Origin of the sequence: Streptomyces shenzhenensis (assembly GCF_021462265.1) — a bacterium.
Classification (GTDB): Bacteria; Actinomycetota; Actinomycetes; order Streptomycetales; family Streptomycetaceae; genus Streptomyces; species Streptomyces shenzhenensis.
In genome coordinates this window covers 348,325-365,272 of the sequence record NZ_JAJONF010000003.1, presented here as the reverse complement: position 1 = coordinate 365,272, position 16,948 = coordinate 348,325, and the positions used below count along the sequence as shown (strand labels likewise).

15 protein-coding genes and 1 tRNA gene are annotated in these 16,948 nt (G+C 70.9%); 4 read left to right on the top strand and 12 right to left on the bottom strand.

Going from position 1 to position 16,948, the window contains the following annotated elements; translation table 11 throughout:
• Positions 1–118: 118 nt before the first annotated feature.
• From LQ326_RS06210 to LQ326_RS06190, 5 genes are all read right to left on the bottom strand, one after another.
• Positions 119–1,297, bottom strand: a complete 1,179-nt coding sequence (locus tag LQ326_RS06210) for a 4-hydroxybenzoate 3-monooxygenase (protein ID WP_234533476.1) — start codon at positions 1,295–1,297, stop codon at positions 119–121.
• Between the two features lie 211 nt (positions 1,298–1,508).
• Entirely contained in the window at positions 1,509–2,183 is a 675-nt protein-coding gene (locus tag LQ326_RS06205) for a hypothetical protein (protein WP_234533474.1), read from the bottom strand.
• Between the two features lie 75 nt (positions 2,184–2,258).
• Positions 2,259–4,166: a zinc metalloprotease gene (locus LQ326_RS06200; protein ID WP_234533472.1), complete on the bottom strand. Its 1,908-nt coding sequence runs from the start codon at positions 4,164–4,166 to the stop codon at positions 2,259–2,261.
• Positions 4,167–4,256: 90 nt separating this feature from the next.
• Positions 4,257–4,475, bottom strand: a complete 219-nt coding sequence (locus LQ326_RS06195) for a hypothetical protein (RefSeq protein WP_181803105.1) — start codon at positions 4,473–4,475, stop codon at positions 4,257–4,259.
• Positions 4,476–4,550: 75 nt separating this feature from the next.
• The gene (locus tag LQ326_RS06190; RefSeq protein ID WP_234533470.1) at positions 4,551–4,766 is read right to left on the bottom strand and encodes a hypothetical protein; all 216 of its coding nucleotides are present in this window, start codon (positions 4,764–4,766) and stop codon (positions 4,551–4,553) included.
• A gap of 230 nt (positions 4,767–4,996) precedes the next feature.
• Here LQ326_RS06190 and LQ326_RS06185 point away from each other — a divergent pair, with 230 nt between their 5' ends.
• Together LQ326_RS06185 and LQ326_RS06180 are read left to right on the top strand one after the other, a co-directional pair.
• The gene (locus LQ326_RS06185; RefSeq protein WP_181803107.1) at positions 4,997–5,407 is read left to right on the top strand and encodes a helix-turn-helix domain-containing protein; all 411 of its coding nucleotides are present in this window, start codon (positions 4,997–4,999) and stop codon (positions 5,405–5,407) included.
• Positions 5,408–5,551: 144 nt separating this feature from the next.
• A complete protein-coding gene (locus LQ326_RS06180; RefSeq protein ID WP_234533468.1) occupies positions 5,552–5,812 on the top strand; it encodes a hypothetical protein in 261 nt (86 codons plus the stop codon).
• Between the two features lie 64 nt (positions 5,813–5,876).
• Here LQ326_RS06180 and LQ326_RS06175 read toward each other — a convergent pair.
• A tRNA-Leu gene (locus LQ326_RS06175) sits at positions 5,877–5,959 on the bottom strand.
• Between the two features lie 451 nt (positions 5,960–6,410).
• Here LQ326_RS06175 and LQ326_RS06170 point away from each other — a divergent pair.
• The gene (locus tag LQ326_RS06170; RefSeq protein ID WP_234533626.1) at positions 6,411–7,205 is read left to right on the top strand and encodes an ABC transporter ATP-binding protein; all 795 of its coding nucleotides are present in this window, start codon (positions 6,411–6,413) and stop codon (positions 7,203–7,205) included.
• Positions 7,205–9,733 carry an ABC transporter permease gene (locus LQ326_RS06165; protein ID WP_234533466.1) on the top strand — a complete coding sequence of 843 codons (2,529 nt, stop codon included), beginning with the start codon at positions 7,205–7,207 and terminating at the stop codon, positions 9,731–9,733. Before LQ326_RS06170 ends, LQ326_RS06165 begins: the two co-directional genes overlap by 1 nt.
• Positions 9,734–9,795: 62 nt before the next feature.
• Here LQ326_RS06165 and LQ326_RS06160 read toward each other — a convergent pair whose 3' ends face one another.
• From LQ326_RS06160 to eno, 6 genes are all read right to left on the bottom strand, one after another.
• A complete protein-coding gene (locus tag LQ326_RS06160) occupies positions 9,796–11,091 on the bottom strand; it encodes an SAM-dependent methyltransferase (protein ID WP_234533464.1) in 1,296 nt (431 codons plus the stop codon).
• A 207-nt stretch (positions 11,092–11,298) separates the two neighbouring features.
• On the bottom strand, positions 11,299–12,678 hold the full coding sequence (locus LQ326_RS06155) for an NAD(P)/FAD-dependent oxidoreductase (protein WP_234533462.1): 1,380 nt from the start codon (positions 12,676–12,678) through the stop codon (positions 11,299–11,301).
• Between the two features lie 445 nt (positions 12,679–13,123).
• The gene (locus tag LQ326_RS06150) at positions 13,124–14,065 is read right to left on the bottom strand and encodes a Ppx/GppA phosphatase family protein (protein ID WP_234533460.1); all 942 of its coding nucleotides are present in this window, start codon (positions 14,063–14,065) and stop codon (positions 13,124–13,126) included.
• Between the two features lie 121 nt (positions 14,066–14,186).
• Positions 14,187–14,705, bottom strand: a complete 519-nt coding sequence (locus LQ326_RS06145; RefSeq protein ID WP_234533458.1) for a DUF501 domain-containing protein — start codon at positions 14,703–14,705, stop codon at positions 14,187–14,189.
• Positions 14,706–14,751: 46 nt separating this feature from the next.
• Entirely contained in the window at positions 14,752–15,228 is a 477-nt protein-coding gene (locus LQ326_RS06140; RefSeq protein WP_234533456.1) for an FtsB family cell division protein, read from the bottom strand.
• A 116-nt stretch (positions 15,229–15,344) separates the two neighbouring features.
• Complete coding sequence (gene eno / locus LQ326_RS06135) at positions 15,345–16,631, bottom strand: phosphopyruvate hydratase (protein ID WP_133045929.1); 1,287 nt, start codon at positions 16,629–16,631, stop codon at positions 15,345–15,347.
• Positions 16,632–16,948 lie beyond the last annotated feature (317 nt).

Here is a 16,948-nt window from a genome sequence, read left to right as displayed (position 1 = left end):
CGGAGGATCTTTCCCTCACCCTGCTGCGCAACACGCTACGCGGAGCCCTGATTCCCGGCCATGGAGGGCTTCATTCCATGACGAAGCCGGAACACGACCGGAACCGGCCAGAGATCCCTCAGACGTCCAGCGGGAAGCCGGTGTAGGCCTCCGCCAGGTCGGTCTCGGCGGCCCGGCAGGAGGCGATCCGGCCGAGCCGGGCCAGCTGGAGGCGGGCGTCGAAGGCGGTGTCGTCGGGGCCGGGGTGGAGCATGCTCGTCATGTCGTACGAGAACCGCTCGGCCTGCCAGACGCGGCGCAGGCAGGTCGCCGAGTAGGCCTCCAGGAGCTCGGGCGATCCGGTCTCCCGCTGGTGGACCAGGGCGCGGGCGAAGGTCACGACGTCGCCGACCGCCAGGTTCAGCCCCTTGGCGCCGGTCGGGGGCACGATGTGGGCGGCGTCCCCGGCGAGGAAGAGCCGGCCGTGCCGCATGGGCTCGTGGACGTACGACCGCATGGGTGTCACCGACTTCTGGGTGATGGGGCCGCGCTCCAGGCGCCAGTCGTCGTCGGTCTCGAAGCGCCGCTCCAGCTCGTCCCAGATCGCCTCGTCGGTCCACTCCTCGGCGTCCGTGCCGGCCGGGACCTGGAGGTAGAGGCGGGAGACGGACGGGGAGCGCATGGAGAGCAGGGCGAACCCCCGGTCGTGGCGGGCGTAGACCAGTTCGTCGTGGGAGGGGGCGACGTCGGCGAGGATGCCCAGCCAGGAGTACGGGTACGTCCGCTCGAAGACCTGGGAGAGGGCGGCGGGGAACGCCTGGCGGGCGACGCCCCAGAAGCCGTCGCAGCCGGCCACGTAGTCGCACTCCAGGACCTCCTCGCGGCCCTCGTGCCGGAACCGGATCCGCGGCCGCTCGCCCTCGGCGCCCTCCACCGCCAGCGCCTCCGCCTCGAAGAGCAGCGGGCGGCCGTCCTTGAGCTGGAGGGCGATGAGGTCCTTGCAGACCTCGGTCTGGGCGTAGACCATCACGGACCGGCCGCCGGCGAGGCCGGGGAAGTCGACGCGGTGGCGCCGCTTCGCGAACCGCAGTTCGATGCCGTCGTGGCGCAGGCCCTCGCGGTCCATGCGTTCCCCGGCACCGGCCGCGCGCAGCACGTCCACCGTGCCCTGCTCCAGGATCCCGGCGCGCTGGCGGTGCTCGACGTAGGAGCGGTCCCGGCTCTCCAGGACGACCGAGTCGATGCCCGCGTTGTGCAGCAGCCGCGCGAGGAGGAGGCCCGCGGGTCCGGCTCCGATGATGCCGACGGTGGTGCGCATCGGTCGTTCCCTTCCGTGGACGGGCGTCGTCGCCCTGAGTTCCGAGAGTAGGCTGCGAGTCTGTTCGCCTGGTGAAATTTCCTTCACCAACTTCCCCAGAGTCTCCGTCCGGTCGTAGTCCCTGTCAATGGCGCCGGGCCGGCGCATCTGGCAGGCCGCCGGGCCCGCGGGAGGCGGTCGCGGGCCCGGCGGCCGGGGCGTGCGGGAGGGGTCAGCGGCCCGGCCAGCCGTCCAGGTGGCGGTGGAGGGTGACGTCCTTCTGCGGATCGCCCTTCGGGGCGTTCGCGACCGCGTCGTGCAGGACGGTGGTGACCTCGGCGGCGAGCCCGTCGGCCTGCGAGCGCAGCCGGTCGGCCGGCAGGGTGGAGCGGGTCAGCTCGTCGAGCCGGCGGTGGATGTCGGCGAGCTTGTCCTGGGTGGCCTGGTCGAAGCGCAGCGCGGTGGGCGTGGACACCACGAACTGGTACGCCCCGGCGAGGGTCTGGCAGCCCGTGCACTCCTTGTTGGCGGCGTCGCTGAGGTTCACGGCGTTCAGGTGGGTGCGCTCCCCGGCGATCGTGACGATCTGGAAGGAGAGGGCCACCGAGCGGCAGTGGTCGTCCGCCGAGCAGCCGGCCGATACGGCGTTGGCCTGGTTGCGTGCGGCGGCGGCGTTCACCGTGCCGAACTGGCGGACCGTGAAGGAGTCCCTGACCTGGGTGTGGTGCCCGCGGTCGGCGTGGCTGAAGACGTGGTCGGAGACGACCGCGGCGTGCGGCGCGAAGGTGGCCGCCTGCGCGGGCACGGCGGTGGCCGCCCCGGCGACCCCGGCGGCGAACAGGCCGATCCGGACGGCCCGCCGGGTGAGCGGACCTGTGCTGGTGCGTGGTTTTCGGTGACTGCTCATGGAGTGCTCCTGTGCTTCTGTGCTGCTGCGGTAGGTGGTTCGATGCCGTCCGTCATGGGGCGGCCGGCACGCCCGTCAGGACGCGGCCGGGGCCGGGCTCGGCGAGTCACTGGCCGGCGGCGGGGACGGGCTGGAGGCCGGGGACGCCGGGACGCTCTCCGAGGGGGTGGGCGTCGGGGACGCCGGCACGCTCTCCGGCGCCGAGGACACCGGTTCGGTGACCGGTCCTCCGCCGGCCGGCGCCGTCGTCCTGGTCGCGCCCTGCCCGGAGTCGCCCGGTACCGAGGCGGAGGGCGACGCCGAGGCCGACGCGCCGTGCGACGGCTTCCCGGCCACGGGCCCGGCGCTCGTCCCGGCCGGGCCGGACGGCCCGCCGGGCGCCGTGCCCGAGACGGCACCGGAGTCCTGAGGCCGGTCCGGGGTCGAGGCCCGCCGGGCCGGCGGCGGTTCCTCGGTCGGCACCCCCGGCTGCAGGATCGGCGCGATCGGCGGCTGCTTGGGCAGCGGCTTCGGGGTCACCCCGGACGCCCAGGCGTAGCTGAGTCCGGTGAGTCCGGCGAGGGCGAGGGCGCAGATCGCGAGTCTCAGTCGCGGCCGGTCCGCCGTGGCGCGGCTGACGGCCCGGACGATCCGGCCGCCGATCTTCACGGACAGGTAGACGACACCGGCCATCGGGCACAGCAGCATCACGCAGCCGATCGTCCCGACCAGCCCCTCGACGACCTTCCCGGCCACGAACGCCGAGCCGGTGCCGAGGAGTTGCCCGGTCAGCGAGCGGATCATCGTGGTGAGGATGCGCGGCAGGTTCCACAGCGCGTAGCCGAGTTCGCCGATGATCAGCGGGACCATCGTCAGCACCCAGGTGGCGACGACGGCCCGGGCCGACTTCTTCAGTCCGGCGACCTCCTGGCGGGCCCGGTCCCCCCTCGGTCCCGGCACCAGGCCCAGCAGGATCGGCTTGATCTTGCCGTACAGGTCCGGGACCCCGGCCAGGTCGCCGAGGATGTAGTAGCCGTCCAGCCGTACGGCCGGCATCAGCTGCTCCATGATCTCGAAGTGCCCGAGGTACACCGCGGCCAGGAAGAACTGGGCCCCGGTGGCGAAGTAGGCACCGGCCATGGCCAGCATGAAGACGACGTTGAAGTAGACGCCGCCCAGGTCGGTGCGGAGCCGGCCGGCCCGCCCGATCCGGTAGACGTCGGTGACGTCGGTGTACATCGAGGGCCAGATGAGGAAGAGCCCGCACCCGATGCAGCCCGGGCGGGCTCCTCCGTATCTGCACGCGGAGGCGTGTCCGAACTCGTGGAAGACGAGGGAGGCCACGGTGAGCACGAAGACGACGAGGATCAGGACCGGCTGGTCGAGCACCTCCAGGACGGGCTCGATCGCCCCGAAGAACCCGAACAGCCAGACGTCCATGGCGACGGCCGAGCCCAGCACCAGCGCGACCACGGCCGGCCGGTGCAGCCACGCCAGCGCACGTGCGATCTTCGCCGTACGCCGCTCGTCGAAGATCACCCGGTGGCCCTTGAGGGCGAGCAGCAGGTCGGAGCGCGGGGCCTCGACCTCGTCGTCCTCCTGGCCCTCCGGGACCGTCACACCCAGCGGCTCGAGCTTCTTCTCGACGAGGTAGCGGATGTTCTCCCCGCTGACCTCGCGTCCGAAGCGGGCGCTGACCCGGTGGGCGATGGCCTCGGCATCGCGGACGCCGTCGACGGACGACGCCACCAGGTACAGCAGCCTGGACAGCTGCACGACCTGCCCGTCCCCCCGACGGGCGATGTACTTGGGCTCGGTGAAACCCGACCCCTGGTACTCACCGTGCAGCCGCAGCCCCGCGCTCAGCCTCGGCACCGGCGACGGCGGGTCGACGACCGGCAGGTTGCCCGTCGCCACCTGCTCGTAGGTCACCGGCCAGCCGCCGGGTCCGGGCACCGGGCCCGTGTCGTACAGTGCGGCGGCCCCGTCCCCGAGCACCGTCATGTGTGGTCTCCCCCCGGATCCCCATGGTGTTCCCCCCCGAATGACCGGGAGCGCCACCGCCGGGGGCGACGGCGGTGGCGCTCCTGGGAACTACTGGGTGACGGTGATCGTCTGCGCGGCCGACGACTCGGCGGCCGACCAGGCGGAGTGGTCGTTCAGCGCGGCGGACTGGTTGGACGCCTCGATGTTGGCGATGTGCTTGGTGACGTTGACCGTCTTGCCGAAGCTGAACTTCAGGCGGCCCAGGGCCTCGCGGCCCGGCAGCAGCTCGGCGGACTCGTTCTCCAGCTCGTTCATGTCCATGCTCATGACGGATGTCCCTTCGTTTCGTGTGCGGTGAGGTTGGCGACGATCGCGGTGCCGGCGCCGTGCGCCAGGGCGGTGTTACTGGGTGACGCTGATGGTCTGAGCGGCGCCGGAGTCCGCCACCGACCACACCGAGTGGTCGTTCAGCGCGGCCGACTGGTTGGACGCCTCGATGTTCGCGATGTGCTTGGTCACGTTGACCGTCTTGCCGAAGCCGAACTTCAGCCGGCCCAGGGCCTCGCGGCCCGGCAGCAGCTCCGCGGACTCGGCCTCGAGCTCGTGGGTGTCCATCATGATCTTTTCCCCCTCAGGGATAGACATTTCCGATCGGACCGAGTCAGGTTCCCCCCGGACTCTGTCCAATTTGGTCGGACGAACCGTCCAACGAGATTGGACACTAGGGCCTCGGGAACCCGCCGCGCAACCCCTTCGGAAAATCACCCTCTCGGCCGATCGCCTACCCGACCGTAGAATCGGCCGGGACATGGCGGTCCCCGCCGGCGGCGAGCAGGAAGTGACGGTCAGTGGCCAACGCACTGCAGCAGTTGATCCGTGAGCACCTCGACCGCAAGGGCTGGTCCTACGGTGACGTGGCGCGGCGCGGCGGCATCCCCCGCTCCACCGTCCACCACCTGGCCACCACCGACCGCGTGGTCCGCATGCCCCAGGCGAGCACCCTGGAAGGCCTGGCCAAGGGGCTGGAGATCCCCCTGGAGGCGGTGCGCCGCGCCGCCGCCGAGGCCTGCGGGATCCACGTGTACGACACCGCGCCGGCCGCCGACCCGAACGGCACCGCGGGCACCGGCCCCGCCGACCCCGAGGTCGCGCTGCTCATCGCGAGTGTCCAGAAACTGTCGGCCGACGACCGCCGGCACGTCACCGCGCTCGTCGAGTCCCTGCTGGACCGCTCCCCGCGGCCCGCCGAGGAGAAGTGACCGGGACCGGACCGCTCCGGGACGTTCTTCCGTCAAGTCGGAAAAAGAATCCAACTCCGCACGAAAGCGCCGAGATCCCCGGCTAGTCTCTCGTCCTGCCCGGGACGCGAGAGCCGCACGACCACGGGCTCTCAGGGGGAAGTTGTGTTGTTCGTGCACGGCGGACCGGCGACGGCCGTGGTCCGCAAACCCGGCGGCGAGTCCGTCGTCCTGCTGTCCGGGGAACTGCCCGAGGTGCTCACCGACGCGTCGGTCACCGAACTCCTGGACCTGGCCGCCGCCATCCTGGACCCGGGCGAACTCGCCCTCTTCGAGGAATGCCTGCGCACTCTGCGCCGCAACGGCATGCGCGCGGGCCGCCGAGTCGAGGTCGACGGCGCCGTCCTGACCGTCTACGAAGGGTGACACCGCGCCGAGGGTGAGCGGGCGCCGAGGGTGGGTCGGCGCCACCTACGAGAGGTGCGGGAAGTGCCCGGAACCGGACTTGAACCGGTACGCCCGCGAGGGGCAGCGAGGTTTAAGCTCGCCGTGTCTGCATTCCACCATCCGGGCAGGCCATGGGCTCCGCTACGAGGACCCGACCCTATCGGGAGGCGTCCCCCGAACAGCGGACGGGCGACCCGATGTTGTCTTATTTTATTGACGTCTGAGGGAGCATCAGCCCCCGGAACGAGCCATCCGCACTTGCCAATAGCGTTACGCGCGGTGGGTGCGCGCGTACACGGAATGACGGAATTTCACCGTCCGAACAAGGGGGCTCCACCTGTTCTCGACGACCGGAAGTACCTGGTTCGGGGTTCGGGGTCCCGGAGTCCGGTGTCATCCCCAGGTATGACCCGGCGCCCGCCCGGTCCCCCCTCGGTCGCCCCCCGGAACCGGAACTGCGGCTGACTACACGGGCCCGTCCACCGGAGACGATGGTTCGGCCGTACGAACACGCCGCCGTCCCGAACAGGAGCGCCCTTCCGTGCCCACCACACCCTCCCCCGAACTTCATCCGGGGGTGCCCCCAGCCGACCGGCGGGCCACCTCCGTGGCCGCACGCGCCACGGACCTCTCGAAGATCTACGGCCAGGGCGAGACCCAGGTGGTCGCCCTGGACCGGGTCTCCGTCGAGTTCCGGCAGGCCGAGTTCACCGCGATCATGGGCCCGTCCGGCTCCGGGAAGTCCACGCTGATGCACTGCGTGGCCGGCCTCGACACCTTCTCCTCCGGTTCCGTGCGCATCGGTGACACCGAGCTGGGCTCCCTGAAGGACAAGCAGCTGACCAAGCTGCGCCGGGACAAGATCGGGTTCATCTTCCAGGCGTTCAACCTGCTGCCGACGCTGACCGCACTGGAGAACATCACCCTGCCGATGGACATCGCGGGGCGGAAGCCGGACAAGCAGTGGCTGGACTCCGTGATCGAGATGGTCGGTCTGCGGGACCGGCTCGGCCACCGCCCCTCGCAGCTCTCCGGCGGCCAGCAGCAGCGCGTCGCCGTGGCCCGCGCGCTCGCCTCCCGTCCGGAGATCATCTTCGGTGACGAGCCGACCGGGAACCTCGACTCCCGCTCCGGCGCCGAGGTGCTGGGCTTCCTGCGCAACTCGGTGCGGGAGCTGGGCCAGACGGTCGTCATGGTCACCCACGACCCGGTGGCGGCGGCGTACGCGGACCGCGTGGTCTTCCTCGCCGACGGCCGGATCGTCGACGAGATGTACCGGCCGACGGCCGAAACGGTCCTCGACTTCATGCGCAGTTTTCCTGGGGGGACCCCCCAGACCCCCGAGTTCGACGCGAAGGGCCGTACCAGCTGATGTTGCGCACCGCGCTGCGCAACGTCCTCGCGCACAAGACCCGGCTGCTGATGACCGTGCTCGCCGTCATGCTCGGCGTCGCGTTCGTCTCCGGCACCCTCGTCTTCACGAACACCGTCTCCGATGCCTACCAGAACAGCTCCGCCAAGGGCTTCAAGGGCGTCGACGTGGCCGTCACCGCCAAGGGCCAGGAGGACAGGGGCAACACCATAGGCAAGACCCCGGACCTCACCCAGGCCCTCGTCGACCGGGCCGCGAAGGTCCGCGGGGCCGCCTCCGTCACCGGGGTCGTCTCCGGCTTCACCGCCATCGCGGACAAGGACGGCAAGCTGATCGGCGGCGGCTGGCAGTCCCAGGGCGGCAACTACTGGGGCACCAAGGACGCCCGCTACCCGCTGGTCAGCGGCCACGCGCCCAGGGGCGGGAACGAGGTGCTGATCGACTCCAGGACCGCCGAGCGGGCCGGCTACAAGGTCGGCGACACCGTGCGGATCTCGGTCGACGGCCCGGTCCTCGCCCCCACCGTCGCCGGCGTCTTCACCACCGACGACGGCAATGTCGCGGCCGGCGGCAGCCTCGCCCTGTTCGACACGGCGACCGCGCAGAAGCTGTTCGGCAAGAAGGGCGCGTACGACGAGATCGACGTGACCGCGAAGTCCGGCACCGGCCAGGCCGCCCTCAAGTCGCAGCTGGACCAGGCCCTGCCGGAGAAGCTCGTGGAGACCACCACCGGCCACAAGCTCGCCGACGACCAGGCGCGGGCCATCTCCAGCAGCATGAGCGGCCTGCGCCAGGGCCTGCTGGTCTTCGCCGGCATCGCCCTGTTCGTCGGCACGTTCATCATCGCCAACACCTTCACCATGCTGGTCGCCCAGCGCACCAGGGAACTGGCCCTGCTGCGGGCGGTCGGCGCCTCCCGCCGCCAGGTCACCCGCTCGGTGCTGGTCGAGGCGTTCGTGGTCGGCGCGGTGGCCGGGGTGACCGGTCTGGCCGCGGGCATCGGCATCGGCGCGGGACTGCGCTCGCTGCTCGGCGCGTTCGGCGCGACCGTCCCGGACGGCCCGCTGGTCGTCAGCGCGGGCACGGTCGTGGCCGCGCTCGCGGTCGGCACCGTCATCACCATGCTGGCCGCCTGGCTGCCCGGCCGCCGGGCAGCGAAGATCCCGCCGGTCGCCGCGATGAGCGCCCTGCACGCCGCCCCGACCACCAAGTCGCTGGTGCTGCGCAACACGATCGGCGCCCTGTTCTCGGCGGCGGGCGTGACGGTGGTCCTGGCGGCGACGACGATGAGCGGCGACGACGGCCAGGCCCCGATGGGCATCGGCGCAGTCCTCCTCATCATCGGCGTCTTCGTCCTGACCCCGCTCCTGTCCCGCCCGCTGATCGCGGCGGCGGCCCCGCTGCTGCGCGGGTTCGGCGTCTCCGGCAAGCTCGCCCGGCAGAACTCGCTGCGCAACCCGCGCCGTACCGCCGCCACCGCCTCCGCCCTGATGATCGGCCTGACCCTGATCACCGGTATGACGGTGATGGCGGGCAGCCTGCAGACGGCCATCGCCAAGATGGCGAGCGCGTCGATCCGCGCGGACTACATCGTCTCGATGGCCAACGGCAACGCGCTCTCCCCGGACGTGGCGAAGGAGATCGCGGCCACCGACGGCGTCACCGCCTCCAGCCCGCTGCGCAACGCGATCTCCCGGATCGACGGCAGGACCGAGTTCCTGACCGGTGTCAACGGTTCGGCGATCGGCAAGCTGACCGACCTGAAAGTGGACAGCGGCACCTTCAGGGTGCACGGCTCGGACGTCGTCGTGGACGACGACGAGGCCAAGTCGCAGGGCTGGAAGGCCGGTTCGACCCTCACCGTGCACTACGAGGACGGCGCGTCGCAGCGGCTGACGGTCGCCGGGGTCTACGAGGGCAACCAGGTGATCCGCGGGATCATGCTCGACAATGCCACCCTCACCCCGCACGTGGCCCACCCCGACGACATGCAGGTCATGGTCAAGACGGCGGACGGCGCGTCGAGCGCGACCAAGGACAGGCTGGCGAAGGCCCTCGGCTCCAACCCGGCGATCAAGGTCCAGGACAAGCAGGACCTGTCGGACTCCATCGCGAAGGCGTTCACGCTGATCCTGAACATGGTCTACGGCCTGCTCGCCATGGCGGTGGTCGTCGCCGTCCTCGGGGTCATCAACACCCTGGCCATGTCGGTGTTCGAACGCTCCCAGGAGATCGGCATGCTCCGCGCGATCGGCCTGGACCGCAAGGCGGTCAAGCGGATGGTCCGTCTGGAGTCCCTGGTCATCTCCGTCTTCGGCGGGGTGCTGGGCATCGGCCTTGGGGTGTTCTTCGGCTGGGCGGCCGGTCAGCTGATCGGCTCGCGGATGCCGACGTACGAACTGGTGCTGCCCTGGGCCAGGATGGCGGTCTTCCTGCTGCTGGCCGGCACGGTCGGCGTGCTGGCGGCCCTGTGGCCGGCCCGGCGCGCGGCGAGGCTGAACGTGCTGGCGGCGATCAAGGCCGAGTAGCGGGCGGCGGCAGGCACGGCGAAGGGGCCCCGCGCTCGCCGCGGGGCCCCTTTCGGGTGCCGTCAGTTCCAGGTGCGGGTGCGCAGCGGCAGCCCGGAGACACCCGACTCCGGGGTCCGGACGGCCAGCACCTGGTTGACGCCGATGCGGTTGTGTTCGAAGGCGAGGGCGGAGGCGGCCATGTAGAGCCGCCAGACGCGGGCCCGGCCGGGGCTGGTCAGCCGCATGGCGCGCGGCCAGTCGGCCTCCAGGTTGACCACCCACCGGCGCAGGGTGCGGGCGTAGTGCTCGCGGATCGGCTCCACGTCCCGCACCTCGAACCCGGCCCGCTCCAGCTGGGTGACGGTGGTGCCGATCGGGGCGAGTTCGCCGTCCGGGAAGACGTAGGCGTCGATGAACGCGTCGACGTTGTACGTCGACTCGTCGCGCTGCGGCCGCCGGGCGATCTGGTGGTTGAGCAGCCGCCCGCCTGGCTTCAGGAGCCCGTACAGTTCCCGCGCGTACTGCAGGTACCGGTCGGACCCGACGTGCTCGGCCATCCCGATCGACGAGATCGCGTCGTACGGCCCGTCCCGGACGTCCCGGTAGTCCTGGACCCTGATCTCCACCCGGTCCGCCAGACCCTCGTCCGCGACCCGTTTACGGGCGTACGCGGCCTGCTCCTGGGAGAGGGTGACCCCGACGACGCTCACACCGTGCTCCCGGGCCGCGTGGATCGCCATGGAGCCCCAGCCGCAGCCGACGTCGAGCAGCCGCTGACCGGGGGTCAGGCCGAGCTTCGCGCTGACGAGTTCGAGCTTGTCGCGCTGCGCGCTCTCCAGCGTCTCTGCGTTTTCGATGGCCCCCCAGTACGCGCACGAGTAGACCATCGACGGCCCGAGGACGAGTTCGTAGAAGTCGTTGCCCACGTCGTAGTGGTGGCTGATGGCCCGCCTGTCGCTGTGGCGGGTGTGCAGATGGCGGGGCCGCCGGACCTCCTCGCGGGGCGGGGCGGGCGGGATGGGCGGTCCGGCGAGTCTGAGCAGGTCCCGGACGGCGGACCGGACCGCGGGATCGCGCAGCGCCTCAAGGACCGTACGGCCGTCCTCCCCGCGCTCCCAGATCAGACCGGAGATCTCCGCGAGGGCGCCGTAGAGGTCCCCCTCGATGTCCAGGTCGCCGGCGACCCAGGCGCGGGCGAGGCCCAGTTCGCCCGGCTTGAACAGTATGTGACGCAGAGCTCGGCGATTGCGGATCACGAGCACCGGTGCGCCCGGCGGTCCGGCCTGTGACCCGTCCCAGGCCCGCAACCGCACCGGGAGCGGAACCCCCAGCACCTGCTCGGCAACTCTCCTCAGCCGCGACGCGGCGTCGGCCATGGCGCACACCTCCAAGACGACGATCCCGGATGCCGGTTACCACGTAAACACCGTGACGGCGGCAGCGCAGTCCTGCAAAGGAGTTACGACTGGGCAAAACAGATGTAGCCAACATGTAGTCAGGTCGGCGCCCGGAGACGCCGAAGGACCTCCCGCACCACGGATGGCGGGAGGTCCTTCGGTCCGTTCAGTGACCGATGTCCGAGGTCAGGAGGCCTTGGCCTTCTCCTCGGTCTTCTGGGCGGCGACCGGCGCGGGCTTGGCGGCCTCGTAGAACTCCTCGCGGGGGTTCTCCATGGCGCCCAGGGAGACGACCTCGCGCTTGAGGAACATGCCGAGCGTCCAGTCGGCGAAGATGCGGATCTTGCGGTTCCAGGTCGGCATGGCCAGACCGTGGTAGCCACGGTGCATGTACCAGGCGAGACGGCCCTTGAGCTTGATCTTCGTCTTGCCCAGGACGATCATCGCGACACCCTTGTGCAGCCCCAGACCGGCGACCGCGCCCTTGTTGGTGTGGCTGTACTCCTTCTGCGGGAAGCCCCGCATGCCGGAGACCACGTTGTCGCCGAGGACCCTGGCCTGCCGCAGCGCGTGCTGCGCGTTCGGCGGGCACCAGGCGTTCTCGACCCCGGCCTTGCGGGCGGCGACGTCCGGCACCTGGGCGTTGTCGCCCGCGGCCCAGATGTAGTCGGTGCCCTGCACCTGGAGGGTGGGCGCGGTGTCGACGTGACCGCGGGGGCCGAGCGGCAGGCCGAAGCGGGCCAGCGCCGGGTTCGGCTTGACGCCGGCCGTCCACACGATCGTGTTGGAGTCGACCTCCAGGCCGTTCTTCAGCACCACGTGACCGCCGACGCAGGAGTCCATCGAGGTGGAGAGGTAGATCTCCACACCGCGGCTCTCCAGGTGCTCCTTGCCGTACAGGCCGAGCTTGGGACCGACCTCGGGAAGGATCTTGTCGGCGGCGTCGACGAGGATGAAGCGCATGTCCTCACGGGACACGTTCTTGTAGTACTTGGCGGCGTCGCGGGCCATGTCCTCGACCTCGCCGATGGTCTCCGCGCCGGCGAAGCCGCCGCCGACGAAGACGAAGGTGAGCGCCTTGCGGCGGATGTCCTCGTCGGTCGTGGAGTCGGCCTTGTCCAGCTGCTCGAGGACGTGGTTGCGCAGACCGATGGACTCCTCGATGCCCTTCATGCCGATGCCCTGCTCGGCGAGGCCGGGGATCGGGAAGGTGCGGGAGACCGCGCCGAGTGCGATGACCAGGTAGTCGAAGGGCAGCTCGTACGCCTCGCCGACGAGCGGCGCGATCGTGGCGACCTTGCGGTCCTGGTCGATGGTGGTGACCCGGCCGGTGAGGACCTCCGCCTTCGGCAGCACGCGTCGCAGCGGGACGACGACGTGCCGAGGGGAGATGCTGCCGGCGGCGGCTTCGGGGAGGAAGGGCTGGTAGGTCATGTACGACCGGGGGTCGACGACCGTGACGGTCGCCTCGCCGTAGCGCATCTTCTTGAGGATGCGCCGAGCTGCGTACAGGCCTACGTACCCACCGCCTACTACGAGGATCCTGGGACGCTCCGTGGTGCTCATGGCATCGAGTATCCACCCGCTCAGAGGGGGCCGCTCGTGCGCCCCTTCACAAGCTTCCACCGGGGTTGTGCTACACTCCGCCGCCCACGTGACGCAGGTCATGGTGGCCGACGGGAACCCACTTCCGATACGACCCGTTGTCAATGCCGTGTGAGCTGCTTCTCCAGGCTTCCGGGGGCGCCGTGAGGGCGCCCGACGCCGCCCCACGAGCAGGCCCCGAATCACCCTCGAAACGCTCTCCTGAGCACGGGCCCGGGGCCGTTGAGCCCCCGAACGGCCGAAGAGTCCCCACCGGACCCCCCACCTGCACCGAATTCCTTGTGAAGAACTTCACGAACTTTCCCGCCGGGCCGCCGTGGCACGGCGTGTCATGGGCCGCACGGCGCGCTCACCCGACGTCTCACCTGCTCATCCGAGGCCGCCGAGCCGGGAACCGGCGGCGGCTCTAGGCGATGGACCAGGCGATCCCGTCGAGGATGTCGTGCTCGCTCACCACGACCTCCGTCGCGCCCACGCGCTCCATGACCGACTGGAGGACGAGGGCACCGGCGCCGATGACGTCGACGCGGCCGGGGTGCATGGAGGGGATCGCGGCCCGCTCGGCGTGGGTCGAGCGCAGCAGCCACTCGGTGATCTCCCGGACCCGGGCGTAGGGGATGCGGGAGTGGTGGATGGCCGCGGAGTCGTACTCCGGCAGGTCCTGGTGGATGGCGGCGAGGGTGGTGACGGAGCCGGCGAGACCGACCAGGGTGTGCGCCTCGCGCAGCGGCACGGTCTCCTCCGCGAGGTCGAGGGCGCGCTCGATGTCGGCCCACATGGCGGCGGTCTCGGCCTCGGTGGGCGGGTCGCTGACGTGCCCCTCGTGCACGAGGTGCCGCTCGGTCATCCGCACGCACCCCACGTCCACGGAGCGCGCGGCCCGCACGTGCTCGTCGCCCACGACGAACTCCGTCGAACCGCCGCCGATGTCCACGACCAGGAACGGCTTGGCGAGGTCGTCGCGGCCCGTCAGCTCCTTCGTCGCGCCCGTGAAGGAGAACTCGGCCTCCTGCTCGCCGCTGATGACCTCCGGCTCGACGCCGAGGACGTCCAGCACGCCGCGCACGAACTCGTCCCGGTTCTCGGCGTCACGGGACGCGGACGTGGCCACGAACCGCAGCCGCTCCGCGCCGTACTCCTTGATGACCGCCGCGTACTCCCGGCAGGCCGCGAACGTCCGCGCCAGCGCCTCGGGCGCGAGCCGCCCCGTCCGGTCCACCCCCTGCCCGAGCCGCACGATCACCATCCGCCGGTCCAGATCGACGAGCTCCCCCGTCTCGGGGTTCGCGTCGGCGACGAGCAGCCGGATGGAGTTGGTACCGCAATCGATGGCGGCGACGCGGGTCATGGCGATGGGTTCCTTGTCTGTTCGTGACTTCCCGGCCGGCCGGGCCGAGCCGGGGCGGCACCCGTTCGGCGGACCGAGCCGGGTGCGGGGTGGGCGAAGGCCTCGGAGGTCCAGCGGGCCGTCACTCGCCGGTGATCACGCAGGCGCCCTTGGCCCACCACTCGGGCAACATCGCGATCGCCTCGTCGCCGAGCGGGTTGACGCCCGGTCCCGCCGCCAGCGAGTGGGCCACCAGGACGTGCAGGCACTTCACCCGGTCCGGCATACCGCCGGCGCTGGGGAACCCCGTCAGCTCCTCGATCTCGTCCCGGCGCCGGATGTAGTCCTCGTGCGCGGCCCGGTACGCCGCGGCCAGCTCCGGATCGCTCTCCAGCCGCGCCGTCATCTCCTTCATCACGCCGTTGGCCTCAAGGGTGCCGATCGCCGAGGCGGCCTTGGGGCACGTCAGGTAGTACAGGGTCGGGAACGGCGTCCCGTCCGGCAGCCGCGGCGCGGTCTCCACGACGTCCGGCTGCCCGCACGGGCACCGGTGCGCGATCGCCCGCAGGCCGCGCGGCGGCCGCCCGAGCTGCTGCTTGAAGGCCTCGACGTCCGCGTCGGTCGGCTCGGTACGCGGAGTGGAGGGAGGAGCCGTTTCCATGCCTGTCTTTCTGCTCTGCTGCGCCACTGCTGTGTTGTCCTGCTGCTCACCGGTCGGACGCGTCGGACTTGTCGACGCCGTCCCAGACGTTCGCGTACCAGGGCCGGTCGGCCGCCCCGAGGTAGGCGTGCGCCCGCTTGGCGGCACCGGGGTCGATCACGACGTACCCCGTCTCCCCCGGCATCACGTAGTGCAGCCGCTCCCGGATCCGCTGCTCGGCGTACGCGTCGTCCTGCCACCGCGCCTTGAGGTCCCGCAGCTGTTCGACCCGCTGCCGGGCCTGCTGCCGCTGGCGTTCGAGGTCGGAGATCTCGGCGCGCTGGGAGACGTACTGCCGCATCGGGTAGGCGAGTGCCACGACCATCGTGCACAGCACGATCGCGAGCAGCGCGGCGCGGCCGGTGAGCCTGGAGCGGCGGGCCTGGCGCCGGGTCTGGGAGCGGTAGACCCGGGCCGCCGTCTGCTCGCCGAGCAGCTTGAGCCTGGTCGCGGTGGAGAACCGGTCCCGGTCCTTCACGGCCATGTCCCCGCCTCCCTGGTCGCCTTGATACGCGCGTACGTCCCCGGACACGGTACGGGACCGGGTACGGGGACGTACGTACGACTGGCTAGGCCTTACCCTCTACGGGCCGTACGGGCTCAGCCCTTGAAGCGGGGGAACGCGCTGCGGCCCGCGTACACCGCCGCGTCGTCGAGGATCTCCTCGATGCGCAGCAGCTGGTTGTACTTGGCGACGCGCTCGGAGCGGGCCGGGGCGCCGGTCTTGATCTGGCCGCAGTTGGTGGCGACGGCCAGGTCGGCGATGGTGACGTCCTCGGTCTCGCCGGAGCGGTGCGACATCATGCACTTGAAGCCGTTGCGCTGGGCGAGCTCGACGGCGTCCAGGGTCTCGGTCAGGGAACCGATCTGGTTCACCTTCACCAGCAGGGCGTTGGCGGTGCCCTCCTCGATACCGCGGGCGAGGCGCTCCGGGTTGGTGACGAACAGGTCGTCGCCGACGATCTGGACCTTGTCGCCCAGCTTGTCGGTGAGGACCTTCCAGCCGGCCCAGTCGTCCTCGAACAGCGGGTCCTCGATGGAGACCAGCGGGTAGGCGGCGACGAGCTCCTCGTAGTACTCGGTCATCTCGGCGGCCGAGCGGGACTTGCCCTCGAACTCGTACTTGCCGTCCTTGTAGAACTCGGACGCGGCGACGTCGAGCGCGAGCGCGATCTGCTCACCGGGGACGTAACCGGCCTGCTTGATGGCCTCCAGGATGAGGTCCAGCGCGGCGCGGTTGGACTCCAGGTTCGGGGCGAAGCCGCCCTCGTCGCCGAGGCCGGTGGCCAGGCCCTTGCCCTTCAGGACCTTCTTGAGGGTGTGGTAGACCTCGGCACCCCAGCGCAGCGCCTCGGAGAAGGACTCCGCGCCGATCGGTGCGATCATGAACTCCTGGATGTCGACGTTGGAGTCCGCGTGCGAGCCGCCGTTGAGGATGTTCATCATCGGCACCGGCAGCAGGTGCGCGTTCGGGCCGCCCAGGTAGCGGAAGAGGGGGAGGTCGGAGGCCTCGGAGGCGGCGTGCGCGACGGCGAGGGAGACGCCGAGGATGGCGTTGGCGCCGAGCGAGCCCTTGTTGTCGGTGGCGTCCAGGTCGAACATGGCCTGGTCGATCAGGCGCTGCTCGGTGGCGTCGTAGCCGACCAGCTCCGGGCCGATCTGCTCGATGACGGCGAGGACGGCCTTCTCGACGCCCTTGCCCTGGTAGCGGTTGGGGTCGCCGTCACGGAGCTCGATGGCCTCGAAGGCGCCGGTGGAGGCGCCGGACGGGACGGCGGCACGACCCGTGCTGCCGTCGTCGAGGCCGACCTCGACCTCGACCGTGGGGTTGCCTCGGGAGTCCAGGATTTCCCGGGCTACGACGACGTCGATGGACGGCACGAGCATCTCCTTCTTGGGATGTGACGCTGGTTGTGCGGGGCGCACGCGGGCCTCGTCGGCCCTTGCTCAGCCTTGCGACTAGAGCCTAACCGTCCCGGGCCCGTCGGCCGGCACGACCGACCGGCCCGTGGACACACAGACGGTACCCATTGTTCACCCACGGAACAAAGGGGGCCCCGGTGAAGAACGGAAGAAGAGCGGACCAAGAAGGGGGCGACAGGGCGGCGGCGAAGAGAAACCCCGCCCCGGCGCGTACGGGGGAAGACGCACCGGAGCGGGGGTTTGCGGGGGACGGGGGCGGCCCTCACGCGGTCTCCGCTGTG